Raw genomic sequence first — 23,216 nt, 5'->3', positions numbered from 1 at the left:
ATCAACGTGCTGTTCGCCATGCTCCGCGACGGAACCTTCTACGAACCCAGAACCCCACGCCTCGCTTGACGAAAGACATAGAGGCACCCCCCCGTCGCGCTCACCGCATCAGTGATATCGCGTACGCCAGGAAGAACCCGGCCACCAGTACCACCAGCGCGATGATGGCGATCAGTGGTCCCTTCGCCCAGCCCCGCGTCCGGTCGTAGTCGTCGCGGTGCGTGGCCTCCGCGGTGCTGCTCTCGCCGGGCGGAGTCTCGCCGGGGGGCACCCCGCCCGGCTCCACTCCGGGCGTCTGCGACGGCTCGGGGCCGGAAGCGCCGTACTGGCGGTTCCGCGTCCCCCCTGTTCCGCTGTCCCGGTTCATCTGGTTCATGGCCGCCGAGTACCCGCGCGCCCGGGCGTCACGCGGACGCCGGGGGACGCGCGTGGGCCGGGAATGACGACGGCAGCGGGCGGGAGGCGCCCATGCGCACGTTTCGGACGCCGTCGGAGAAGTGCACCACCGGCTCGGCGTCGGGTGGGGAAAGCCCCGCGGCCCGGGTCACGGTCTCCTCGAAGCGCTCGACGGCCGCGGTGCGCAGGGGCCAGGGCTCGTGTGCCACGGGCGTCTCCCAGAGCACCCCCAGCCGCCGTGTGTACGCGCGCCACCGTGAGGTCAGCCAGACGTCCCGCTGCGCCGGGGTGAGCGCCCGGCCGGGCCGGACGGTCATCTCGTACGCGGGTGAGCCACCCCATCGCACACCCCAGTAGCGCACCACGTCCCCGTCCCGCGACAGACGCAACCGACCCGGGTGGTACGGTGCGCCCACCATGCGCGCCGCCAGCATGAGGGGGTTGCCCACCTCGATGGACAGGAACCACAGCCCGTCGCGCCCGTCGGGACCCCGGACGTAGGTGCGCAGGTTGGTCTCCGGAAACGTGGGCAGGCCCGGCGTCGCACCGGGCAGGACCGCCGGCCGCACGTCGGCCATCAGGAACGGCGTGAAGCTGACCCAGGCCGCTTCCTCGTACGGGTCGACGGTCAGACCGTCCGGCAGCAGGCGCTGGACTCGGTCGGGGTGGAAGGGCCAGTGCACGAAGGTCTGTGTCAGCCAGCCCGCCTCCAGGGCCGGCAGGCGGACGCGCTGCTCCGGCGCCGAGGACACCATGGCGACCGAGTCCCCGGCGATCACACCGGGAAACGCGCCGGGAACGCTGTGACAGGAAGAGGCCATATGTTCACCAGTCGCCCCACCCTCCAGGGCACCTTCGGCATGGTGTCCTCCACCCACTGGCTGGCCTCCCAGTCGGCGATGGCCGTACTGGAGAGCGGCGGAAACGCGTTCGACGCGGCCGTGGCGGGGGCGTTCGTGCTGCACGTCGTGGAACCACACCTCAACGGTCCTGCCGGCGAGGTCCCGATCCTGCTCGCCCCGGCGGGCGGCGAGGTGCGGGTGCTGTGTGGGCAGGGCGTCGCGCCCGCCGGAGCCGGTATCGCGCACTACAGGGGACTCGGTCTGGACCTCGTCCCGGGCACCGGGCCCCTCGCCGCCGCCGTCCCGGGAGCCTTCGACGCCTGGATGCTCCTGCTGCGCGACCACGGCACCCGCTCGCTCGCCGACGTCCTGAAGTACGCCATCGGCTACGCCGAGCACGGGCACCCGCCGGTGGAGGGCGTCGGCCGGACCGTCGCGACCGTGCGGGAATTGTTCGAGACCGAGTGGACCTCCTCGGCCGAGGTGTACCTCCCCGGCGGGAAGCTGCCACGCCCGGGCGCGCTGCTGCGCAACCCCGCCCTGGCCGCCACCTGGAAGCGGCTGCTCGCCGAGGTCGCCGGGGCCGGGGACCGGGAGGCGCAGATCGAGGCGGCCCGCCGGGTGTGGCGGTCCGGGTTCATCGCCGAGGCCCTGGTACGGCAGGCGGGGCGGCCCACCATGGACACCAGCGGCGAACGCCACAGCGGCACCCTGACGGCCGACGACCTGGCCTCTTGGTCGGCCGCCTACGAGGCCCCGGCGACCTACGACTGGAACGGCTGGACCGTGTGCAAGGCGGGCCCCTGGAGCCAGGGTCCCGTCCTCCTCCAGCAGCTCGCCCTGCTGCCGCCCGAGCTGCCCCGCCACGGTTCCGCGGACTACGTCCACCTGCTGATCGAGGGCTGCAAGCTCGCCATGGCCGACCGGGAGGCCTGGTACGGCGACGCGGCCGAGGTCCCGCTCGACGACCTGCTGTCGGATGCCTACAACGCCGAGCGGCGCGCTCTGATCGGCGACAAGGCGTCGTACGAGCTGCGCCCCGGCGGCCCCGGCGGCCGCGTGCCGCGCCTGAGCGAGTACGCGCGCGTGGTGGCCACCGAGGATCCGGGCTTCAACCCCATGGGCGTCGGCGAACCGACCGTGGCGAAGGGCCCGACGTCGCCTGTGCCCGGTGAACCGGAGGTCACCGCCGACGGCGCCACCCGCGGCGACACCTGCCATCTCGACGTCGTCGACCGCTGGGGCAACATGATCGCGGCCACGCCCAGCGGCGGCTGGCTCCAGTCCAACCCGGTCGTGCCCGAGCTGGGCTTCCCGCTCGGCACCCGGTTGCAGATGACCTGGCTCGACGAGGGCCTGCCGAACTCCCTCACGCCCGGGCGCCGCCCCCGCACCACCCTCACCCCCTCCATCGCGTTGCGCGAGGGGGCGCCCGTGCTGGCGTTCGGCACGCCCGGCGGCGACCAGCAGGACCAGTGGCAGCTCCACTTCTTCCTGGCCGCCGCGCTGCGCCCGCAGGTCCGCGGCGGCCTCGACCTGCAGGGCGCCATCGACGCCCCGAACTGGCACAACGACAGCTTTCCCGGCTCCTTCTATCCGCGCGGCATGCGCCCCGGCAGCGTCACCGTCGAGTCGCGCATGGACCCGGAGGTCGTCGCGGAGCTGCGTCGGCGCGGCCACGACGTCACCGTCGGCGAGGCCTGGTCGGAGGGGCGGCTGTGCGCGGTCGCCCGGGACCCGGGAACGGGCGTGCTGTCGGCCGCGGCCAATCCGCGGGGCATGCAGGGGTACGCGGTGGGCCGCTGAACCGGCGCACCACGGGAAGAAGCACCGAAATTCTGAGGAGTATCGAAATCCTGAGAAGCGCCGAAATCCTGAGAAGCACCGAATTCATACCGATTCCACCCGGAGTACACCGGGCCGGTGAGGATTGTCAGTGCCGCGTGCTCTCATGGAGGGCATGATCGACGACTACGAAACCATCGACGGGTTTCTCGCGCACGGCACGGCAGACGTCGAGGAGGCCGTGCGCAAGGCGGCCGCCACCGAGATCATGCCGCGCTTCCGCCGGCTCGCCGCGCACGAGATCGACGAGAAGGCCGGACCGCACGACCTGGTCACGGACGCCGACCGCAACGCCGAGGCCCTCCTCACCGAGGCGCTCGCGAAGCTGCTGCCCGGCTCGGTCGTGGTGGGCGAGGAGGCGGTGCACGCCGACCCGGTGACGTACGAGGCCATCCGGGGCGAGGCACCCGTCTGGATCGTCGACCCGGTCGACGGCACCCGCCAGTTCGTGCACGGCGAGCCCGGGTTCTGCACGTTGGTCGCGCTCGCCCAGGGCGGCATCGTACGCGCCTCGTGGACCTACGCCCCGGCCCTGGACCGGATGGCCACGGCGATACGGGGCGAGGGCGCGTTCCTCGACGGGGAGCGCCTGCGATCGGGCTCGCCCGCGGCGGGCCGCGACCTGGAGGTGGCCACCTCGCACCCGGACTACACGACGGACGAGCAGAAGCGCGCGCTGCTCGGTCTGTGGACGGACGGCGTCCGCCCGCGCTCGTGCGGCTCGGCGGGCCTGGAGTACCTCCACATCGCCCAGGGCCTGCTCGACGCCACGGCCTTCTCCTGGGAAGCCGCCTGGGACCACGCGGCCGGCCTGCTGCTGGTCGAGGAGGCGGGCGGCGCGCACCTCACCCTGACGGGCGAACCGTTCCGGATCACCGGTGGCAATGCGCTGCCGTTCACCGCGGCCCGGGACGGGGCCACGGCGCGCCGGGTGGTGGAGCTGCTGTCGGACGCCGCCTGATCTTGCCCGCACCCGAGGCGTGTCAGACCCCCGGCATATCCTGATCTCCTGTGGCCGTCGGCTGACGAAGGAGTCCGAAGGTGCCGTCGATGCTCGATGCGGTCGTGGTGGGGGCGGGGCCCAACGGGCTGACGGCTGCCGTGGAGCTGGCCCGCCGCGGTTTCTCCGTGGCCGTCTTCGAGGCGCGCGACACCGTCGGCGGCGGCGCCCGCACCGAGGAGCTGACGCTGCCCGGTTTCCGGCACGACCCGTGCTCGGCGGCTCATCCCCTCGGCATCAACTCACCCGCGTTCCGGGCGATGCCCCTGCAGCGGTACGGCCTTCAGTGGCTGCACGCCGAGCTGCCGATGGCGCACCCGTTCCCCGACGGCACGGCCGCGGTGCTGTCCCGGTCCGTGGCCGAGACGGCCGCCTCGTTCGGTCCGCGTGACGCGGGGACGTACCGCCGGCTGGTCGCACCGTTCCTCAGCCGCTGGGACACCCTGGCCCGGGACTTCATGTCGCTGCCCCTGACGGCGCTGCCCCGCGACCCGGTCACCCTCGCCCGCTTCGGCCTCGTCGGCCTGCCCCCGTCCACCTGGCTGATGCGCCGCTTCCACGACGAGCGCGCCAAGGCCCTGTTCGCCGGGCTCGTCGCCCATGTGATCTCCCCGCTCGGCGGCTTCGCCACCGGCGCGGTCGGCCTGGTCTTCGCGCTCGCGGCACACGCCCGCGGCTGGCCGGTGGCCCGCGGCGGCTCCCAGTCCATCTCGGACGCCCTCGCCGCGTACCTGAAGGATCTCGGCGGCGCCCTCCACACCGACTACGAGGTCAAGCGCCTCGACGACCTGCCCCCGGCACGCGCCTACGTCTTCGACACCTCGCCCACCGCCCTGGCCCGTATCGCCGGCCTCGGACGCTACTACGACGGCTACCGCTACGGCGCCGGCGTCTTCAAGATCGACTACGCGCTGGACGGCCCGGTCCCGTGGACCGCCAAGGAGCCGCGGGTCGCCGGCACCGTGCAGATCGGCGCCGACAGCGCGGAGATCGGCACCGCCCTGCGTGCCGCGTCCCGGGAGGGCCGTGCGCCCGAGCGGCCGTTCCTCATCACCGTGCAGCCCGGCGTCGCCGACCCGACCCGGGCCCCGGCGGGCAAGCAGGTCTTCTGGGTGTACGGCCATGTGCCGAACGGCTGGCGCGGAGACCTCACCGACGCCATGGAACGCCAGCTGGAACGCTACGCCCCGGGGTTCCGCGACCGCGTCCTCGCCCGCGCCACCGCCGGCCCGCCCGAACTGGCCGCCCGCAACGCCAACTACGTCGGCGGCGACATCGCCTCCGGCGCCGCGTCCGGCCTCCAGCTCCTGCTGCGTCCCAAGGTCTCCCTGTTCCCCTACAGCACCCCCCACCCGGCCGTCTTCATCTGCTCCTCGGCCACCCCACCGGGCCCGGGCGTGCACGGGATGTCGGGACACAACGCGGCGAAGGCGGTCTGGCGGAGGCTGAGGCAGCGATGACCACCATCACGCTGGTCCAGGGCGACATCACCCGGCAGAGCGCCGACGCGATCGTCAACGCGGCCAACTCCTCGCTGCTCGGCGGGGGAGGGGTGGACGGCGCGATCCACCGGCGCGGCGGCCCGGCGATCCTCCAGGAGTGCCGCGCGCTGCGCGCCTCCCAGTACGGCAAGGGACTGCGCACCGGCCAGGCGGTCGCCACCACGGCCGGCGCGCTGGACGCCCGCTGGGTGATCCACACGGTCGGTCCCCGCTTCAGCCCCCAGGAGGACCGGTCCGAGCTGCTGGCCTCCTGCTACCGGGAGTCGTTGCGCGTAGCCGACGCACTCGGCGCGCGGACGGTGGCGTTCCCGGCCGTGTCCGCCGGCATCTACGGGTGGCCGATCGACGACGCCGCACGCATCGCGGTGGAGACGGTCAAGGCCACTCGGACCGCCGTCGAGGATGTCAGGTTCGTGCTCTTCGACGAGCGGGCGTACGAGGCGTTCGCCGCCCAGCTCGTCTGAGCGAGCGCTCATCCCTCCGCAGGCCGCTGGTGCCGCGCCGGCCTTTTCGGGGCCGGTGGGGGTGGAGTGACTGTTGAGCGGGCAGACATAAAAATGGCATATCAGGCTTTCCGGATGTACCCGGAGGACCCGCCGTGATCACGCATCCCGCCTACGGGGCCGAGCCCTGGTGCATCCGCGAGACCGAGCTCGACCTGGACGTCCTGGCACAGAGCGAATCGGTCTTCGCCCTGTCCAACGGACACATCGGCTGGCGAGGCAACCTCGAGGAGGGCGAGCCGCACGGACTGCCCGGCTGCTACCTGAACGGCGTCCACGAAGTACACCCACTGCCCTACGCCGAGGCCGGATACGGCTACCCCGAGTCCGGCCAGACGGTCATCAACGTCACCGACGGCAAGCTCATCCGCCTCCTCGTCGACGACGAGCAGGCCGATCTGCGCTACGGACGTCTCCTCTCCCACGAACGGGTCCTCGATCTGCGGGCCGGGGTGCTGCACCGGGTGTGCGAATGGGTCTCGCCGGTGGGCAAGGCCGTCCGCGTGCGCTCCACCCGCCTGGTCTCCTTCACCCACCGGGCCATCGCCGCGATCGCGTACGAGGTGGAGCCGCTGGACGACGAGGTGCGCCTCGTCGTCCAGTCCGAACTCGTCGCCAACGAGCCCATGCCGCAGCCCAGCGACGATCCCCGGGTCGCCGCCGCCCTGGAATCCCCGCTGCAGCCCGAGGAGCACCACGCCGACGGGGCCAGGCTGCGCCTGATCCACCGCACCGCCCGCAGCGGTCTGCGGGTCGCGGCCGCCGCCGACCACGTCGTGCACGGCCCGGCGGCCACCCGGACGGACGGGGAGAGCTCGCCCGACGTCGCCCGGTTCACCGTCATCGCCGACCTCAGGCCCGGGGAGAAGCTCCGGCTGGAGAAGCTGGTCTCCTACGGCTGGTCCTCGCTGCGCTCACTGCCGTCCCTGAGGGACCAGGCGGAGGCCGCGCTGGCCGAGGCGCGCGCCACGGGCTGGCAGGGCCTGGCCGACCAGCAGCGGGCCTTGCTGGACGACTTCTGGGCCCACGCCGACGTGGAGGTGGACGGCGACGCGGAGATCCAGCAGGCCGTCCGCTTCGCGCTCTTCCATGTGCTGCAGGCCGCTGCCCGGGCCGAGCAGCGGGCCATCCCCGCCAAGGGACTGACGGGCTCCGGCTACGACGGGCACGCCTTCTGGGACACCGAGACCTACGTTCTTCCGGTGCTCATCTTCACCCACCCCCGCAGTGTCACCGCGGCACTGCGCTGGCGCCAGGACACCCTGCCGGCGGCCCGGGCCCGCGCCCGGCAACTCGGCCTCGAAGGGGCAGCCTTCCCGTGGCGCACCATCGACGGCGCGGAGTGTTCCGGTTACTGGCCGGCCGGCGCCGCGGCCTTCCACGTCAACGCCGACATCGCCCATGCCGCCCTGCGCTACGTCTCGGTCTGCGGCGACGACGACTTCGAACGCGACACCGGCGTCGAACTCCTGGTGGAGACCGCCCGGTTGTGGCGTTCCCTCGGCCACCACGACTCCCAGGGCCGCTTCCACATCGACGGCGTCACCGGTCCCGACGAGTACAGCGCGCTCGCGGACGACAACACCTTCACCAATCTCATGGCCCAGGAGAACCTGCTGGCCGCCGCCGCTGCCGCCGAACGCCACCCCGAGCAGGCCACCGCGCTCGGCGTGACGGAGGACGAGACGGACGCATGGCGCACGGCCGCCAAGGCGATGACCGTGCCCTACAACAGCGCCCTGGGCATCCACGAACAGGCCGCGGACTTCACCCGCCACCAGGTCTGGGACTTCCCGAGCACCCGGCCCGAGGACTACCCGCTGCTGCTGCACTTCCCGTACCTGCAGATCTACCGCAAGCAGGTGGTCAAGCAAGCAGACCTCGTGCTGGCGATGTACCTGCGCGGCGACGCCTTCGACGAGGGCGAGAAGGCGCGGAACTTCGCCTACTACGAACCGCTCACCGTCCGTGACTCCTCCTTGTCGGCGAGCGTGCAGGCCGTCATCGCCGCCGAGGTCGGCCATCTGCGCCTGGCCTACGACTACCTCGGCGAAGCGGCGCTGATGGACCTGGACGACCTGGAGAACAACACCCGTGACGGCCTGCACATCGCCTCCCTGGCGGGCACCTGGATCGCGCTGGTCGCCGGCTTCGGCGGTATGCGCCACCACGCCGGAACCCTGCACTTCGCGCCCCGGCTCCCCGACACACTCAGCCGGCTGGCCTTCTCGGTCCATGCCCGCCACCAGTGCCTCCGGGTGGAGATCACCGACTCCCGGGCGACGTACACCCTCGTCGAAGGGGAATCGGTCGGTATCAGGCACTACGGGGAGCCGCTGACCGTGTCCCGCGGCACCCCGCAGACCCGCCCCGTCAAACCGTCGCCCCCCTTGCCACAGCCCACCCAGCCGCCCGGACGCCACCCCGAGCGCCCCCACTGAACGCGGACGGACACGAGCCGGTCACCGGTTCACCGGTGCTCAGACGCCGCTCGGGAGCGGCTGGGGAGCCCGCCCCACGGCTGCGGCGGTGGGGTGGGCCACTCGACTGCGTCGCCGATGCCGAGCCGCAGGTGCTCCACGTGGTGGACCGATCACCGGCCTGGTGCCGTGGGGCCTCCTCGGCCGGCTCCCGCTGCCGCTGGACGTCGCCGGGCACGAGGGCTCCACCGTGCTGGTCGGGTTCACCGGGCTGCGGCTGCTGCGCGAGGCGGCCTGGCCGCGATCCTGGTAACGGCAGGTAGCCTCACCTACATGTCGGATTCTCGCCAGCCCCGGCACACTCCCGTGCCCGATGCTTGAGGCATGCGGAACCTGATGCACACCGACCGGGAGCGCTGTGTGCGCGCCGTCCAGTCCAAGGACGCGCGCTTCGACGGATGGTTCTACACAGCGGTCCTGACCACGCGGATCTACTGCCGCCCCAGCTGCCCGGCGGTGCCGCCCAAGCCGCAGAACATGACGTTCTACCCGAGCGCCGCCGCGTGCCAGCAGGCCGGGTTCCGGGCCTGCAAGCGGTGCCGCCCGGACACCAGCCCCGGCTCACCCGAGTGGAACCAGCGGGCCGATCTCGTCGCCCGCGCCATGCGGCTGATCGCGGACGGTGTCGTGGACCGCGAGGGCGTGCCCGGGCTCGCCGCCCGCCTCGGCTACAGCACCCGTCAGATCGAGCGCCAGCTCCTCGCCGAACTCGGCGCCGGGCCGCTCGCGCTCGCCCGCGCCCAGCGCGCCCAGACCGCGCGGCTGCTCATCGAGACGACCGGGCTGCCGATGGCGGAGATCGCGTTCGCGGCCGGGTTCTCCTCGATCCGCACCTTCAACGACACCGTCCGCGAGGTCTTCGCGCTCTCCCCGAGCGAGCTGCGCGCCCGCCTCCCCCGGCAGACGGTGACCGCACCTGGCGTCCTGAGCCTCAGGCTGCCGTTCCGTGCCCCGCTCAACCCCGACAACCTCTTCGGCCACCTCGCCGCCACCGCCGTACCCGGAGTCGAGGAGTGGTGCGACGGAGCCTACCGGCGCACCCTCCAGCTGCCGTACGGCCACGGCATCGTGGCGCTGACCCCGCGGCCCGACCACGTCGCGTGCCGCCTCAGCCTCAGCGACATGCGCGACCTGGCCGTCGCCATCAGCCGCTGCCGCCGCATGCTCGACCTGGACGCCGACCCGGTCGCCGTCGACGACCAGTTGCGCACGGACCCGGTGCTGGCTCCCCTCGTCGACAAGGCCCCCGGCCGCCGGGTGCCGCGCACCGTCGACGAGGCGGAGTTCGCCATACGGGCCGTCCTCGGCCAGCAGGTCTCCACGGCCGCCGCCCGCACCCACGCGGCCCGCCTGGTCACCGCCCACGGTGACACGGTCGAGGACCCCGAAGGCGGCCTCACCCACCTCTTCCCGGCACCGGAGGCCCTCGCCGCACTCGACCCCGAGTCACTGGCGATGCCCCGCGCCCGCCGGACGACCTTCACGACCCTCGTGCGTCAACTCGCCGACAGATCCATCCACCTGGGCGTCGAGAGCGACTGGGAGGAAACCCGCGCCCGGCTGCTCACCCTGCCCGGCTTCGGCCCCTGGACGGTCGACGTGATAGCCATGCGCGCCCTCGGCGACCCCGACGCGTTCCTGCCCACCGACCTCGGCATTCGGCGCGCCGCACAGGAACTGGGACTGCCCTCCACCCCCGCCGCGCTCACCGCGCGGGCGGCGGCCTGGCGGCCGTGGCGGGCGTACGCGGTGCAGTACCTGTGGGCGACCGACAGCCACCCCATCAACTTCCTTCCGGTGTAAGGACACACGGTGAAACAGCACACGATCATCGACAGCCCCTACGGCCCGCTCACCCTGGTCGCCGACGACGGTGTCCTGTGCGGCCTCTACATGACGGACCAGCGCCACCGCCCGTCGGAGGAGACCTTCGGCATGGGGGTCCCCCCGCGCGAGCGAAGCCGAGCGTGGGGGACGGACGACGCGCCGTTCGGCGAGGCCATCGACCAGCTCGAGGCCTACTTCGCCGGTGACTTGAAGGAGTTCACCCTCGAACTGCGCCTGCACGGCACGGCGTTCCAGCGCAGCGTCTGGGACGAGCTGCGCCGCATCCCCTACGGCGAGACGCGCTCGTACGGCCAACTGGCCGACGCCCTCGGCAACCCCGGCGCCTCCCGCGCCGTCGGCCTGGCCAACGGCAGGAACCCCATCGGCATCATCGTCCCCTGCCACCGCGTCATCGGCGCGAGCGGCGGCCTGACCGGCTACGGCGGCGGACTGGACCGCAAGCGCCGGCTGCTGGAGTTCGAACGCGGGTCGGCGTTGTTCTAGTCGCGCCCAGGGGGTGTTCCAGGGGGCTGAGCCTCCCGCAGCTCCTGCAGCAGCTTGGGCAGCGCGGTGCCGATCGGCTCCCGTACGACCTCGTCGGCCCGGTCGTCGTACGGGGTCGGCTCGGCGTTCACGATGATCAGCCGGGCCCCGTGGTCGGCGGCCAGGCCGGCGAGAGCGGCGGCCGGCTGCACCTGGAGGCTGCTGCCGACCGCGATGAACACCTGGCAGGCCTTGGTGATCGCGACGGCCTCACCGAGGACCATCGGGTCGAGCCGCTCGCCGAACATCACCGTCGCCGACTTCAGGATCCCGCCGCACTCCAGGCACGGCGGGTCGTCCTCCCCGGCCGCGACCCGGGCGAGCGCGTCCTCCATGGGCCCGCGCGCATGGCACTTCGTGCACACGACGTTCCGGGCGGTACCGTGCAGTTCGAGCACCTTGCGCGCGGGCATCCCGGCGAGCTGGTGCAGCCCGTCCACGTTCTGCGTGATCACCCGCACGGGCACCCCGGACCGCTCCAGCTCGGCCACGGCCCGGTGTGCGGCGTTCGGCTCGGCCTTCAGCGTCCGGTTCTTCCGCCGCATCTGCCACGAGCGCCGCCGGATCTCCGGGTCGCTCATGTAGTACCCGTACGTCACGAGCTTCTCGGCCTCGGGGTCCCGCCGCCACAGCCCGTTCGGGCCGCGGTAGTCGGGGATTCCGGAATCGGTGGAGATACCGGCGCCGCTGAGGATGGCCACGAGGGGCTTGGTCATGTCACCGAGGGTAGGACGGGCGATCGCGGCGCGGCGAACGGATAACGGAGGGCAGGACGGTGATCGCGGCCCGGTCCGGCGTGGCGTGGCGCGACGAACGGCTGACGCGGCCCGCGTCAGCCGACCCGGTGGCCGTTCTCCAGCTCCGCCGTGCCCGCGCCGTCCGCCAGCACGTCGAGGGCGGCGAGCACGCGGCGGCCGAGGGCGCCCGGCAGGTAGTCGGTGAGTTCCTCACGCGGCACCAGCCGCCAGGACAGCAGCTCCTCCTCCTGCAGCCGGATCGCCTTCAGGTCGTCCTCGCCGAGGACCCCGCCGTCGTACAGGTAGGCGATGAGGGGCGGGCGTCCCGTCCCGTGCACCCAGTCGACCGCGAGCAGCCGGCCCAGCTCGCGGTCGAGTCCGATCTCCTCCAGCGTCTCGCGGCGCGCACCCTGCCGCGGGGTCTCGCCGTCGTCCGACTCGATCGTGCCGCCCGGGAGCGCCCAGCCCTCACGGTAGTTGGGCTCGACGAGCAGCACCCGCCCCCCGGCGTCGCGGAAGAGGGCGGCCGCGCCGGACAGGACGCGGGGGAGGGACGCGATGTACGCGGCGAAGTCTGGAGTGGTCATCCACGAAGGGTAACCACTGCGCGGTCAGGACGCGGCGGACGTCAGGTACGTCAGGTACACACCTCCCGCGCAGTCGGGCATCTTGCGAAGCGTCCAGCGGCCTTCCACGGCCGAGGAGGAGAAGTTCGACTCGGCGTCGTCCTTCTCCACCTCGCCCTGCTTGAGCGCGTATCCGGCCTTGGGCAGCTGTTTCTGCAGGAAGGTCAGGGCGGAGTCGAAGCCGTCGCGTACGACGGTGGCCACGACCAGCCGGTCGCCGGTGCGGTGCTCGACCGAGGTCACGACCGCGCCCTTGGGCACCGGCAGGTCGGCCGGGAAGTCCTTGGGCAGGGGAAGTGAGGCGGCGGTGGGGCAGCCGCCGGGCGCCGGGGCGGCGGCCGCCGCCCCGGCCGGCCGCTCCGATCGCTCTCCGGCAGCCGAGCACCCGGTGACGGCCGCCAGGGCGAGGACGCAGCCGGCCAGTACGGCCGCCGGTGGCAACGGCTTCACTTATCGGCCTCCCTTGGTCTTCTTGTGCTGGCCGGCGACCACGGCGTCGTACGCGCCGTACAGAGTGTTCCCGGAGGACTGCCGGGCGACGGAGGCCAGCGCGTCGTAGTTCTCCGGGCCGCCGGTGGCGCAGGCGCCGGTGCAGCCGTCGGCGTACGCGACGAGCACACGCCCCTGGGCGTCGAGGGTGACGTCGATGAAGTCCAGGAGGTTGCGGTCCTGGCCGCAGGTGGTGCCGCCGGTGCAGATGGAACCCTTCTGGACGGGGTCGGTGGGGGTGGCGTCGACGGTGACCCAGGACTGGCCGCCGTCGTAGGTGGTGGCCACATACAGGTGCCAGACGCCCTTGAAGTTCGCCGCGTCCTGGTAGTTGCCGCCGGTCGTGGTGCCCAGGAAGGCGAAGGCGGCACGGTTGTCGTCGCCCGCGGTCACGGCCGGGAAGACGATGTTCTTGATGCCGAGGGCCGCGCCGACGTTCTGGTCGTACAGCCACGTTTTGCCCTTGTCGTGGCTGACGGCGATCCGCGCGGTGCCGTCGCTGTTCTGGTAGCCCATGTAGACGGTCCCGCCGGCGCCGATGCCCACGCTCGGGTCGGAGTCGCCGGGGGTGCTGGACGGGTTCTTGCGGACGGTCCACGTCAGCCCGTTGTCCTCGGAGACGGCCACGGCCTGGTTGCCGCCGCAGCCCTTGTTGGGCACGTACACCGTGCCGTCCGGGGCGACCTTCACATGCCCGTGCAGACCGCCGCAGTCCAGCAGCGAGTACATCGGGACGGCGGGCCCGTACGTCAGACCGCCGTCCCGACTGACCGCGCAGGAGGCGTCGGCGATGTCCTGGGAGCAGTAGTAGACGGCGTCGGGGTACGAGGTGAGGGCGCCGGGACCGCCGGGCGCGAAGGGGCCGCCGCCGATGGTCTGGTGGTCCACTCCGGAGTTGATGCCCGAGCCGGCCGTCGGCGTCCACGTCTCGCCGTCGTCATCGGTGTAGCAGGTCAGGGCGGTCTTCCCGGCGAGCTGGGACTCGAAGGTGCGGTGTGTGGCCGGGTCGGTGAACAGGATCGGGTCGAGGCTGGTGGTGCTGCCCTGGGGACAGCCGTTCGCCGCGTTCGCGCTCTTGTCCTGCCAGGTGGCGGTCCCGGCGCTGTCGTAGGTGACCTTGAGCGTCGAGGTGTAGGCCTGGAACATCGCCGCACCCGTCGCACGGTCGACACCGATGGAGGGCTCGCCGGCGTTGTGCGCGTCCTTGATGCTGTCGGGTGCGGAGGAGTTCGCGTACGCCGGCGGGGTCGCCGTACTCGGCGGCGGATCGACGGGGTCGGCGACCAGGCTCGCGGTGCCGGTGAAGCTGTCGCCGAGCGGCGCGTACGGCACCACGCGCACGGTGTACGACGCCGTCACCGCCGGAAGCAGCACGGTCTCGGGGTCGCTGCTGGATGCCGAGGCGGCGATCTCGCGACCGCCCGCGTCGAGGACGTACAGGTCGAAGTCGGCTGCGGAGTCGGGCCACTTGATGTCGATGCGCAGACTGTGACCGGCGTCGTAGCCCGTGGGCACCGTCACCTTCAGGGCGTAGTCGTCGCACAGCTGCGGGTCGCCGCAGCTGACGGTGCCCGTGGTGCCGGTGACGTTGGGGACGAGGAAGGGACCGGCGCTCCACGTGGTCGTGGGTGCCGTGTCGCTGACCGATCCGGAGGGCGGAGTGGCGGCGTCGGCCGACACTCCGGGCAGGGCACCGGCGAGGAGCGCCAACAGCCCCACGGCGACGGGACCCCGCGACCGCGGGCGGCGGTGACGACGGAGTACGGAGAAGAGAGCCACAAGTACCTCGTGGGTTCGCGAGTCGGACGGAGGACGGTGGTGCGGGGCGGTACGGGTGGTGCCTTCGTCTGCTCTACGGGGAGGTGGGTGGCGTCCGTCGCGCGGAGTCGGATGTAAATCCTCGTCAGGTTCCACGGCAACGAGATGATCGCCGCCGTGACCCGGGTCGTCCACCTCATCAAGGACGAGCCGATCAGCGAAGGGCTTCAGGAAGATCGCGGAGCGCAGCCGCCCTATGTGGCAGGCTTCGAAGCCGCCGGCGAGATCGTGGGTGTCGGCCCGGACATCGAGTGCCCGCTCCCGCTTGGTACCCACGTCGTCGGCACCGGACCGGGTGCCTTCGCGCAGTACATGACGATGCCGGCCGCGGGTGTGCTTCCCGTGCCTTCGGCTGGAGCGACGCCGAATCTCTAGGCCTGGCGCTCAACTGGGCAACCGCCTTGGCGGCCCTGAAGCCGTTGGGCGAGATCAAGGCAGGGGACGTGGTGCTCGTTCATGCCGCAGCCGGAGGCGTGGGGCAGGCGGCTGTCCGCCTCGCCCGCCACTACGGTGCGCGCGTGATCGCCACGGCGTCACCGGGCAAGCACGACACCGTGCGGGCGCTCGGCGCCGACGAGGTCCTGGACAGCGCACGGACCGATCTGGCCGCGGAGATCACCCGCCTGACCGGCGGTGTCGACCTGGTCCTGGAATCGGTGGGACGCACCACGTTCGAGGTCAGTCTGGCGGTCACCAAGCCCTTCACCGGACGCGTCGTCGTGTTCGGTGCCGCTTCCGGCGACGCCGGCCTCACCACTCACGACCTGGTGTTCACCCACCAGGTCCAAGTCAAGGGCCTGCACATCGGTGCGCTCGCGACAGCGGCCCCGTCCGTCTACCGATCGCTGCTTGCCGAACTCACGGCGCTCATCGAGCAAGGGGTGTACCCGCCGGGCACGCCCCAGGTCCATTCCCTGGCCGAAGGGCCGGCGGTGCTGCAGCAACTCGAAACGGGCCAGACCAGTGGCAAGCACGCCCTTGATCCCTGGCGCTAGGAACCGTCTGTGAATCGCCGTCATGCCCTGGGGTCCCCCGACGGCCGCTCTGCCCGCAGCCGCGCGAGCCCCCAGTCCATGCCGACCCCATCAGCCGTTGGCTGCGCTGCCCCGAGGGCCGTCATGGCCCGGAACACGAACTTTCGCGAGGCGCTGCGCGCACTCTGCACCGGCTACCACGGCCCTGGAGCCGACGCGCTGTCGGGCGGCCTACCGCGTGGCACCCGTCCGCAAAGCGGTGGCCCACCACGCGTCATGGACCGGAGTTGTTCGAACCCGGTACGCCCGTTGCACAGGTCGACAGCGATTCCGCAGCCGGCCGCACGATGTAGCCCTGCGACGACGTCCTCACCGGACCAGCCGCGGCCGATGCCACGGCGGTCACGGTCTTGTAGTGCGTCTGCGTACGATCGACCAGGGTGAGTCCGGCGGAGCCTCCTGGCCGAGGACGGCCTGAGCGCAGGCCGATCCCTGGGTGCGCAGTGATTGCGCAACAGTGGTGAGCCCGAGATCGGCTGCGTTGGGTGCGTCGTCCCATCCGGTGACCGCCAGGTCGCCGGGGACGCTGCGATGGGCCGTGTGGGCTGCCTGCAGGACTCCGGCGGCGAGTTGGTCGCTCATCGCGGCGATCGCGTCGGGTGGTTCGGGGCCGGCCAGCAGCATGGCGGCAGCGCGCTCGCCCTCGGATGGGTCGTTGCGTCGGCACACAGCGACGGTCACGTCTTTCCAGGCGAGGCCGGCGGCTTCGACTGCCTGCCGGTAGCCTTCCAGCCGGTGCCGTGTCACGGGGAACAGGACACGAGTGGTGTCCGGGCCACTGATGAGGCCCCGTTCCCGGTCCCGAGTCAGGGGGAAGCTGACAACGGCCGGGCGTTTTGCGCCTGCGAAGGCGGCATCGCCCACCGCGCGTGCTGCGGCCCTGTTGTCGATGCTGACCAGCCCCAGGCCGGGCACAGCTGGTCCGCCGTGGACCACAGCGGGGAGCTTCATTGCACGCACCGCCGCCACAACGGGGTCGTCATCGGTCGTTGTCCACACGATGAACGCGTCCACGGCTGCGGTGCGGATCCGAGCCGCGTCGTCGACCGCGCCGGTGATCGGCAAGATCGTCATGCCGTACCCGTGCTCTGCGCAGACGTCTGCGATGCCCGCCAAGAAGGAAGCCGCCTGCGGGTCTTCGAACGCGTAGGAGAGGTGCTCGCCGAGTACCACGCCGAGGGCGCGTGATGTCCCGCGCCGCAGGGACCGGGCCCTGGGGTCAGGTCCGGCGTACCCCAACTCGGTGGCGGCGGCGAGCACTTTCGCCCGGGCCTCGTCCGAAACCCGACTGGGCTGGTTGTAGGTGTACGAGGCGGTCATCACCGACACCCCGGCCGCGCGGGCCACCTGAGTCAGGGTCACTCGCTTCGACGAATCGGGGTCTGCCATGCCTCCATCCTAGCTGTGTATCGTTACACGCATGACGGGTCCCGACTCGACCACCGCAGCGCGTACTCTGATCGCCTCGGCAAGCGCTGCTTTCGCCGCCTTTGGCGCGTTCTGGGGCGTCTGGGGAGCATCCATCCCGCGCGTTCAACAACAGGCCGGCATCACCGCCGGCCAGCTCGGCTTGGCGTTGCTCTTCGTGGGTGTCGGCGCCCTCCCGGCCATGCTGCTGACCGGCAGAGCGCTCGACCGGTGGGGACCGAAGGTCGCGGCTGCGGCCATCACCGCCTTGGGAGCCATCGGCGCCGGGGCGGTGTCGGCCGGTCGGGACCTGCCCAGCCTGTGCAGCGGACTTGGCCTGATCGGCGCTGCCAGCGGAGCTGCCGACGTGGCCATGAACGCAATCATCGGACGTGCCGAGAACCTCACCGGCCGACCGGTCATCACCCGCGCGCACGGGGTCTTCTCCGCCGCTGTCGTGCTCTCCAGTCTCACAACCGGGCTGACCTCTGCCACCGCCCTTCCGCCTGTCACCCCATTCCTCGCGGTAGCCGCACTGTGCCTGGCCGCGGGCCTCTACATGCTCAGGACACTGCCTTCCACCCAGCTTGGGGACAGACCCGCCCCCCATCGCACAGCTGGGCGCTCGCCCATCGCTCCACTCATCCTCATGGGAGTCCTGGGCGCACTCGCCTTCGCGAGCGAGAACGCGCACCAAAGCTGGGCCGCGGTCTACGCCCAGGACGAGCTCCATACCAGCCCCGGACTTGCCGCCATCGCACCTGCCGTCTTCGCGGCAACGGTCGCCATCACCCGGCTATCCATCGGGACACTCGCTTCCGCTCCAGCCCGAAGGATCATCCTCGCCGGAGCACTGGCCGATGCGGCGGGCGCGATCCTCATCGCCACCGCACCTTCGCTGTTCATCGCCGCGCTCGGTCTGGTGGTTGTCGGAGCCGGAACCGCCGTCCTGTTCCCCACACTGCTCGCCGTGGTGTCGCGACACGTCGAGGAGTCCCACCGGGGCCGCGCAACATCCATCGTGACGACCGTGTCCTACATCGGATTCCTTCTCGGCCCGGTCTATGTCGGGCAATGGGCCGACGCTGCCGGACTGCGCGCAGCCATGATCGCGGTGGCCGCCCTCGCCGTCATCCTCTTCGCCCTCACACCGGCCCTGCTCCGCCGCAGTGGCTTCGGTCCGCACACCCAACCAGCCATGCGTGCGACCACAAAAACAGGAGCAGTCTCGGCTTATCGCAGGGAGCATCGCAACGGACTTCGCGCCTCCCGAAAACTGTCCGCTCCGCTTGAGCAGCCGTCAGAAGCACGCGGGCTTCGGCGCGACCGGCTCGGAGCCAAAGACCAGGGAGAGGGTGCCCCGCATGACTGACTTCGATCTGTTCGCACTTCGGGAGTGGGCCGAGAGCGTGATCGGACCGCGATCGACGAACTGATCGAACAACCCACAGTGCAAGGCGAATTGAGTGAACTCCGGCGCCTCGCCGATGAGGGCAACGCTCACCGGCGGACTTCCGGTCGTCTTCGGCCGCCTATCGCTGAAGGTCACAGGCACGCGGCCCCATCTGGCAGGGTGGGGGCCCGCGACTCTTCGGACTCAGCCGCGACGCGCGGCGCCGTTCAGCCACACGACGTCCACCGGGAGCCCCGCCGCGCGGGCTTCGAGGACGGTATCCGCGGTTCCGCCCGGGCGATGCACGAGACGCCGGTCAGGTCACCGTCCGCGGCGTTCGGCTTGAGCGTCTCACGCCGTGCGTCGCGTACGAGGGCACGCAGGCGTCGGACAGGGGCCTCGGCGCGACGGGCTGTGCGTCTGCCGGTCGGATCAGGCGCCCTCGGTCTCCACGAGCCGTAGGGTTCGTTCCGCCAGTTCGCTGATGCGGACGCCGTCGAAGCCGAAGACCGCGCTGCGGACCGTGTCCTCCAAGGGGTCCTTCCATTGCGCGGGGATCGCCTCCGCGCCGGTGAGGACGCCCGCGACCGAGCCCGCGGTCGCGCCGTTGGAGTCGGTGTCCAGGCCGCCGCGCACGGTCAGCGTGATCGTGCGGGTGAAGTCGCCGTCGCCGTACAGCAGCCCGGCGGTCAGGACCGCGGCGTTCGGGATCGTGTGGATCCAGCCGAGCCCGGCCGTCTCCTCCGAGACCGCCTCCAGCGTCTCCTCCCAGCTCAGCCCGGTCTCGTGGAGCGACATCACCCGGCGTACGGTGCGGGCCAGACGACTGCTCGCGGGGATCACCGTCAGCGCCGTGTCGAGGGCGTGCCGGACCGTGGGCTCGGTGAACGCCGCCGAGATCAGCGCGGCCGCCCACATCGCCCCGTACACCCCGTTGCCGGTGTGGGACAGGACCGCGTCCCGGCGGGCCAGCGAGGCGGCGCGGCGCGGAACGCCCGGGCAGGTCCAGCCGTAGACGTCGGCGCGGATCAGGGCGCCGATCCACTCCTGGTAGGGGTTGTCGTAGGTGGCGGTCAGCGGGGGTTTGAGACCTTGGGTGAGGTTGCGGTACGCGGCCCGCTCGGCTGTGAACGTCTGCCGATACGGCAGCCTGAGCAGCCACAGGTCGCCGACCTGCTCGGTGCTGAAGCCGAAGCCGTGCGTCTCGAGCAGGTCCAGGCCCAGGACGGCGTAGTCGACGTCGTCGTCACGGCAGCTGCCGTGGATGCGGCCGCGGACGCACTGACGCCACTCGGGGCGCAGGTCGAGGGCGTCGCTGTCGGTGGCGGGCTCGGGCAGGTAGTCCGTGAGCGGCAGGGCCGATGCCTGCCGCAGGTAGCGGTCGATGCGCTCCCGCGTCCACACATCGCCCCGCTCGACCGGCTTGCCGAGCATGTTGCCGGCGATCCGGCCCAGCCAGCCGCCGAAGACGCGGTCCGCGAGATCGGTGCCCACAGGGGTCATGGCTGAAGGTCTACCCAATTCCGCGGGCGGTCGCGCGGTCTCCGGGCCGGACGGGGCATGACGGCGGTGGTGTGCTGCGGTTAAGGTCACAGCGGCGCGACTGCCTTGACGCTTTTGACGTGCGCAGGGCCCGGAGAGCAAGGGGATCGCAGGTGGCGGACGCTGCTGTGAACGGCACCCGACGGGTGCTCATCGCCGCGGACAAGTTCAAGGGGTCGCTGACGGCCGTCCAGGTCGCGGAGCGGGTGACGACGGGCCTGCGCAGAGTCGTGCCGGGCCTCGCGGTTCAGGCGCTGCCCGTGGCCGACGGAGGCGACGGGACGGTGGACGCGGCGGTCGCGGCCGGGTTCGAACGGCGTGAGGTGCGGGTCGCTGGCCCGCTCGGACACGAGGTGACGGCGGCGTTCGCGCTGCGTGGCGACACCGCGGTCGTGGAGATGGCGGAGTCGAGCGGGCTGCAGCGACTGCCGGCCGGGGTCTTCGCGCCGCTGACGGCGTCCACGTACGGGTCCGGCGAGCTGCTGCGCGCCGCGCTGGACGCGGGGGCCCGGACGATCGTGTTCGGGGTCGGCGGGAGCGCGACGACGGACGGGGGCGCCGGGATGCTGACCGCGCTCGGGGCCCGGTTCCTGGACGCGGAGGACGAGCCGGTGACGCCGGGGGGCGGGGGACTGGCGGAGCTGGCCCGCGCGGACCTGTCGGGCCTGGATCCGCGGCTGTCGTCGGTCGAACTCGTGCTCGCGAGTGATGTGGACAACCCGCTGACGGGCCCGAAGGGCGCCCCCGCCGTGTACGGCCCGCAGAAGGGGGCTTCGCCGGACGACGTGGCGGCGCTGGACGCGGCGCTCGCGCACTACGCCAAGGTGCTGGAGGAGGCGATCGGTCCCCGGGCGGCGGAGTACGCGGTCGCGCCGGGGGCCGGGGCCGCGGGCGGTATCGGCTACGGGGTACTGCTCCTAGGCGCGCGGTTCCGCCCCGGCATCGAGGTCATGCTGGACGTGCTGGGCTTCGCGCCGGCGCTGGAGCGGGCCTCGCTGGTGATCACGGGCGAGGGCTCGCTGGACGCGCAGACACTGCACGGGAAGGCCCCGGCGGGGGTCGCGGCGGCGGCTCGGGCGGCGGGCAAGGAAGTCGTGGCGGTCTGCGGCCGCCTGGCCCTGCCGCCGGAGGCGCTGGAGCGGGCGGGCATCGGGCGGGCCTACCCCCTGACGGAGGTGGAGCCGGACGTGGCGCGGTGCATCGCGGACGCGGGGCCCATTCTGGAGCGGGTGGCGGAACGGATCGCGCGGGACCGCCTGGGCTGAGGCAAGGGGTTTCCGCCCCGCCGCCCTTGCCCTTCCCGTCCTCCAGGGGTTGCGGCCCCTCGACCCCACCGGGGGCTCCGCCCCCGGACCCGCGGGGACTGCCTCCCCCGAGTTCTTGCGGGCTGCGCCCCGGAGAGGCTGATTTTCCGGCGGTCGGCATCGAACAGCCCGTCCGGCGTTTGCGGACGAGGCAGTCCAGGTCGAAGCGGAGGTCCGGGGGCGCAGCCCCCAGGGAAGGGTGGGGGCGGCGGGGGCGAGGCAAGCCCCAGGTGCGCCCGGGCACCAAAGCCGAGGGCCCCGAACCCAACCCGGTTCGGGGCCCTCCGCTCATGCGACCGCTACGGCAACTGCGCCGCCCGCGCCTCGCGACGGTTGTCGCGGAAGTTGTTCACCCGGCGTGCCGTGGCGAACAGCGGGATCACCGCGCCCATGACCAGCTGCAGCGCGCAGCCCGTCTGGAGCAGCAGCTGGCCGCTCGGGGCGTCGAAGGCCCACGCCGCGAGGAGGCCCATCGACAGGACGATCCACGACAGCATGGCCACCGCGAGGCGGCCCCGCGGCTTGGGGTACTCCACCCGGCTCACCATCAGCCACGCGGTCCCCAGGATCGCCAGCAGCGTGGCGAAGAACGGCAGCTCGAGCAGCACGATCGAGACCACCGTCAGCGCGCCGAACGGCGACGGCATCCCCTGGAACATGCCGTCCTTCATCGTCACGCACGAGAAGCGGGCGAGTCTCAGCACCACCGCCAGCAGCACCACGATCGCGCCGACCGCCGCCACGCGCTGGTGCGCGTCGTCCGCGACCATGCCGTAGACCAGCACGAAGTACGCCGGTGCCAGACCGAAGCTGATCAGGTCGGACAGGTTGTCCAGCTCGGCGCCCATCGGCGACGACCGCAGCTTCCTCGCCACCAGGCCGTCGAACAGGTCGAAGACCGCGGCGCACAGCATCAGGATGACCGCCGTGGCGGCGCTGTGGCGCGCCATGCCCGCCGACTCGTCGTTGCCCGTCAGGTGCGGGATGAGGATCCCGGTGGTGGTGAAGTACACCGCCATGAACCCGCACGTGGCGTTGCCGAGGGTGAGGGTGTCCGCTATTGAGAGGCGGAGCGAGAGCGGCATCTCCTCCTCGTCGTTCACCTCGTCGGCCTCCGGCACCCACCCGGACTGGGTATCGGGATCAATCACGGTCAAGGCGCGTCACCCCAGCCACGGTCTTCTGGCCGACCTCCACCGCGACCTCCACACCCTCGGGCAGGTAGAGGTCGACGCGCGAGCCGAAGCGGATCAGGCCGATGCGGTCGCCCTGCTCCACCTTCGTGCCCTGCGGGACGTAGGGGACGATGCGCCGGGCCACCGCGCCGGCGATCTGGATCATCTCGATGTCGCCGAGCTCGGTGTCGAAGTGCCAGACGACACGCTCGTTGTTCTCGCTCTCCTTGTTGAAAGCGGGAACGAAACCGCCCGGGATGTGCTCGACCGACGTGACCGTGCCGGCCAGCGGCGCGCGGTTCACGTGGACGTTCAGCGGGCTCATGAAGATCGCGACGCGGGTGCGGCCGTCCTTCCACGGCATGATGCTCTGCACCACACCGTCGGCGGGCGAGATGACCCGGCCCTGGGTGATCTCGCGCTCCGGGTCACGGAAGAACCACAGCATGCCCGCCGCGAGTGCGGTGGCGGGCACGGCCACGGCCTTGGCGGCGCCGGAGCGGCGCGCGCGGGCCAGGCTGAGTGCTGCGGTGGCAACGGTCGGGAGAAGCCACGGCGATGCTCCGCGCGCGAGGCGGACCCGGCCGCGTGGTGCAGAGGTTTGGCTGTGGGGCATGGATGACCTTCGTAGCGGATGATGCCGCGCTTCAAGGGGGACGGCGGCTGTCCGGCCGATCGTACCGGTCGCGGACGGCAACTGGGCAAGCCAGAAGGCCGAGTCGGCGGCCGAAGAATGTTGACGGGGTGTGATCT

The 23,216-nt window shown here is 71.9% G+C and carries 22 protein-coding genes; 12 read left to right on the top strand and 10 right to left on the bottom strand.

All coding sequences use genetic code 11. The annotated features are described in order from the left end of the window. Nucleotides 1–100 precede the first annotated feature (100 nt). Together ACFYZJ_RS29275 and ACFYZJ_RS29270 are read right to left on the bottom strand one after the other, a co-directional pair. Nucleotides 101–367 (bottom strand): DUF6480 family protein, encoded by a 267-nt coding sequence (locus ACFYZJ_RS29275; RefSeq protein ID WP_388572883.1) that lies wholly within the window; start codon nt 365–367, stop codon nt 101–103. A 37-nt stretch (nt 368–404) separates the two neighbouring features. Further along, complete coding sequence (locus ACFYZJ_RS29270; protein WP_388572881.1) at nt 405–1,151, bottom strand: YqjF family protein; 747 nt, start codon at nt 1,149–1,151, stop codon at nt 405–407. 66 nt (nt 1,152–1,217) lie between these two features. On the opposite strand from ACFYZJ_RS29270, the gene ACFYZJ_RS29265 reads away from it, so the two are divergent. From ACFYZJ_RS29265 to ACFYZJ_RS29230, 8 genes are all read left to right on the top strand, one after another. Further along, on the top strand, nt 1,218–3,044 hold the full coding sequence (locus ACFYZJ_RS29265) for a gamma-glutamyltransferase family protein (protein ID WP_388572849.1): 1,827 nt from the start codon (nt 1,218–1,220) through the stop codon (nt 3,042–3,044). 154 nt (nt 3,045–3,198) lie between these two features. After that, entirely contained in the window at nt 3,199–4,044 is an 846-nt protein-coding gene (locus ACFYZJ_RS29260; protein ID WP_388572879.1) for an inositol monophosphatase family protein, read from the top strand. An 89-nt stretch (nt 4,045–4,133) separates the two neighbouring features. Further along, complete coding sequence (locus tag ACFYZJ_RS29255; RefSeq protein WP_388572847.1) at nt 4,134–5,543, top strand: phytoene desaturase family protein; 1,410 nt, start codon at nt 4,134–4,136, stop codon at nt 5,541–5,543. Continuing rightward, entirely contained in the window at nt 5,540–6,049 is a 510-nt protein-coding gene (locus tag ACFYZJ_RS29250) for an O-acetyl-ADP-ribose deacetylase (protein WP_388572845.1), read from the top strand. The genes ACFYZJ_RS29255 and ACFYZJ_RS29250 overlap by 4 nt, the downstream gene beginning before the upstream one ends. Nucleotides 6,050–6,183: 134 nt before the next feature. Continuing rightward, nucleotides 6,184–8,529: a glycoside hydrolase family 65 protein gene (locus ACFYZJ_RS29245; RefSeq protein ID WP_388572843.1), complete on the top strand. Its 2,346-nt coding sequence runs from the start codon at nt 6,184–6,186 to the stop codon at nt 8,527–8,529. A gap of 163 nt (nt 8,530–8,692) precedes the next feature. Further along, a complete protein-coding gene (locus ACFYZJ_RS29240) occupies nt 8,693–8,821 on the top strand; it encodes a hypothetical protein (RefSeq protein WP_388572885.1) in 129 nt (42 codons plus the stop codon). A gap of 83 nt (nt 8,822–8,904) precedes the next feature. Next, entirely contained in the window at nt 8,905–10,371 is a 1,467-nt protein-coding gene (locus tag ACFYZJ_RS29235) for an AlkA N-terminal domain-containing protein (RefSeq protein WP_388572877.1), read from the top strand. Nucleotides 10,372–10,380: 9 nt separating this feature from the next. Continuing rightward, a complete protein-coding gene (locus tag ACFYZJ_RS29230) occupies nt 10,381–10,899 on the top strand; it encodes a methylated-DNA--[protein]-cysteine S-methyltransferase (protein ID WP_388572841.1) in 519 nt (172 codons plus the stop codon). Here the strand turns inward: ACFYZJ_RS29230 and ACFYZJ_RS29225 are convergent. From ACFYZJ_RS29225 to ACFYZJ_RS29210, 4 genes are all read right to left on the bottom strand, one after another. Next, nucleotides 10,896–11,654, bottom strand: coding sequence for an NAD-dependent deacetylase (locus ACFYZJ_RS29225; protein ID WP_388572839.1), 759 nt, complete (start codon nt 11,652–11,654; stop codon nt 10,896–10,898). The genes ACFYZJ_RS29230 and ACFYZJ_RS29225 overlap by 4 nt on opposite strands. Nucleotides 11,655–11,770: 116 nt before the next feature. Next, nucleotides 11,771–12,262 carry an NUDIX domain-containing protein gene (locus ACFYZJ_RS29220; RefSeq protein WP_388572837.1) on the bottom strand — a complete coding sequence of 164 codons (492 nt, stop codon included), beginning with the start codon at nt 12,260–12,262 and terminating at the stop codon, nt 11,771–11,773. Between the two features lie 24 nt (nt 12,263–12,286). Next, on the bottom strand, nt 12,287–12,751 hold the full coding sequence (locus tag ACFYZJ_RS29215; protein ID WP_388572836.1) for a hypothetical protein: 465 nt from the start codon (nt 12,749–12,751) through the stop codon (nt 12,287–12,289). After that, nucleotides 12,752–14,509, bottom strand: coding sequence for a sialidase family protein (locus ACFYZJ_RS29210; protein ID WP_388572834.1), 1,758 nt, complete (start codon nt 14,507–14,509; stop codon nt 12,752–12,754). A 204-nt stretch (nt 14,510–14,713) separates the two neighbouring features. Here ACFYZJ_RS29210 and ACFYZJ_RS29205 point away from each other — a divergent pair, with 204 nt between their 5' ends. Continuing rightward, on the top strand, nt 14,714–14,983 hold the full coding sequence (locus ACFYZJ_RS29205) for an alcohol dehydrogenase catalytic domain-containing protein (protein WP_388572832.1): 270 nt from the start codon (nt 14,714–14,716) through the stop codon (nt 14,981–14,983). A gap of 143 nt (nt 14,984–15,126) precedes the next feature. Next, nucleotides 15,127–15,603: a zinc-binding dehydrogenase gene (locus ACFYZJ_RS29200; protein ID WP_388572830.1), complete on the top strand. Its 477-nt coding sequence runs from the start codon at nt 15,127–15,129 to the stop codon at nt 15,601–15,603. A gap of 381 nt (nt 15,604–15,984) precedes the next feature. Here the strand turns inward: ACFYZJ_RS29200 and ACFYZJ_RS29195 are convergent, their stop codons facing one another. Continuing rightward, on the bottom strand, nt 15,985–17,031 hold the full coding sequence (locus ACFYZJ_RS29195) for a LacI family DNA-binding transcriptional regulator (RefSeq protein WP_388572828.1): 1,047 nt from the start codon (nt 17,029–17,031) through the stop codon (nt 15,985–15,987). A gap of 31 nt (nt 17,032–17,062) precedes the next feature. Here ACFYZJ_RS29195 and ACFYZJ_RS29190 point away from each other — a divergent pair, with 31 nt between their 5' ends. Further along, entirely contained in the window at nt 17,063–18,421 is a 1,359-nt protein-coding gene (locus tag ACFYZJ_RS29190) for an MFS transporter (RefSeq protein WP_388572826.1), read from the top strand. 453 nt (nt 18,422–18,874) lie between these two features. On the opposite strand, the gene ACFYZJ_RS29185 is transcribed toward ACFYZJ_RS29190, so the two are convergent. After that, nucleotides 18,875–19,945: an ADP-ribosylglycohydrolase family protein gene (locus tag ACFYZJ_RS29185; protein ID WP_388572824.1), complete on the bottom strand. Its 1,071-nt coding sequence runs from the start codon at nt 19,943–19,945 to the stop codon at nt 18,875–18,877. Between the two features lie 152 nt (nt 19,946–20,097). On the opposite strand from ACFYZJ_RS29185, the gene ACFYZJ_RS29180 reads away from it, so the two are divergent. Next, nucleotides 20,098–21,249, top strand: a complete 1,152-nt coding sequence (locus tag ACFYZJ_RS29180) for a glycerate kinase (protein ID WP_388572822.1) — start codon at nt 20,098–20,100, stop codon at nt 21,247–21,249. A gap of 338 nt (nt 21,250–21,587) precedes the next feature. Here the strand turns inward: ACFYZJ_RS29180 and pssA are convergent, their stop codons facing one another. Beyond that, nucleotides 21,588–22,409 (bottom strand): CDP-diacylglycerol--serine O-phosphatidyltransferase, encoded by an 822-nt coding sequence (gene pssA / locus ACFYZJ_RS29175; RefSeq protein WP_388572875.1) that lies wholly within the window; start codon nt 22,407–22,409, stop codon nt 21,588–21,590. A gap of 22 nt (nt 22,410–22,431) precedes the next feature. Next, complete coding sequence (locus ACFYZJ_RS29170; RefSeq protein WP_388572873.1) at nt 22,432–23,079, bottom strand: phosphatidylserine decarboxylase; 648 nt, start codon at nt 23,077–23,079, stop codon at nt 22,432–22,434. Nucleotides 23,080–23,216 lie beyond the last annotated feature (137 nt).

Source organism: Streptomyces sp. NPDC001848, from assembly GCF_042891915.1.
Taxonomy (GTDB): domain Bacteria; phylum Actinomycetota; class Actinomycetes; order Streptomycetales; family Streptomycetaceae; genus Streptomyces.
This window is presented reverse-complemented; position numbering and strand designations above follow the sequence as displayed.

Coding starts and splice junctions, on each gene's coding strand:
- ACFYZJ_RS29275 (WP_388572883.1), bottom strand. CDS start 367: ATGAACCGGGACAGCGGAACAGGGGGGACGCGGAACCGCCAGTACGGC.
- ACFYZJ_RS29270 (WP_388572881.1), bottom strand. CDS start 1,151: ATGGTGTCCTCGGCGCCGGAGCAGCGCGTCCGCCTGCCGGCCCTGGAG.
- ACFYZJ_RS29265 (WP_388572849.1), top strand. CDS start 1,218: ATGTTCACCAGTCGCCCCACCCTCCAGGGCACCTTCGGCATGGTGTCC.
- ACFYZJ_RS29260 (WP_388572879.1), top strand. CDS start 3,199: ATGATCGACGACTACGAAACCATCGACGGGTTTCTCGCGCACGGCACG.
- ACFYZJ_RS29255 (WP_388572847.1), top strand. CDS start 4,134: ATGCTCGATGCGGTCGTGGTGGGGGCGGGGCCCAACGGGCTGACGGCT.
- ACFYZJ_RS29250 (WP_388572845.1), top strand. CDS start 5,540: ATGACCACCATCACGCTGGTCCAGGGCGACATCACCCGGCAGAGCGCC.
- ACFYZJ_RS29235 (WP_388572877.1), top strand. CDS start 8,905: ATGCACACCGACCGGGAGCGCTGTGTGCGCGCCGTCCAGTCCAAGGAC.
- ACFYZJ_RS29225 (WP_388572839.1), bottom strand. CDS start 11,654: ATGACCAAGCCCCTCGTGGCCATCCTCAGCGGCGCCGGTATCTCCACC.
- ACFYZJ_RS29220 (WP_388572837.1), bottom strand. CDS start 12,262: ATGACCACTCCAGACTTCGCCGCGTACATCGCGTCCCTCCCCCGCGTC.
- ACFYZJ_RS29205 (WP_388572832.1), top strand. CDS start 14,714: ATGATCGCCGCCGTGACCCGGGTCGTCCACCTCATCAAGGACGAGCCG.
- ACFYZJ_RS29195 (WP_388572828.1), bottom strand. CDS start 17,031: ATGGCAGACCCCGATTCGTCGAAGCGAGTGACCCTGACTCAGGTGGCC.
- ACFYZJ_RS29190 (WP_388572826.1), top strand. CDS start 17,063: ATGACGGGTCCCGACTCGACCACCGCAGCGCGTACTCTGATCGCCTCG.
- ACFYZJ_RS29185 (WP_388572824.1), bottom strand. CDS start 19,945: ATGACCCCTGTGGGCACCGATCTCGCGGACCGCGTCTTCGGCGGCTGG.
- ACFYZJ_RS29170 (WP_388572873.1), bottom strand. CDS start 23,079: ATGCCCCACAGCCAAACCTCTGCACCACGCGGCCGGGTCCGCCTCGCG.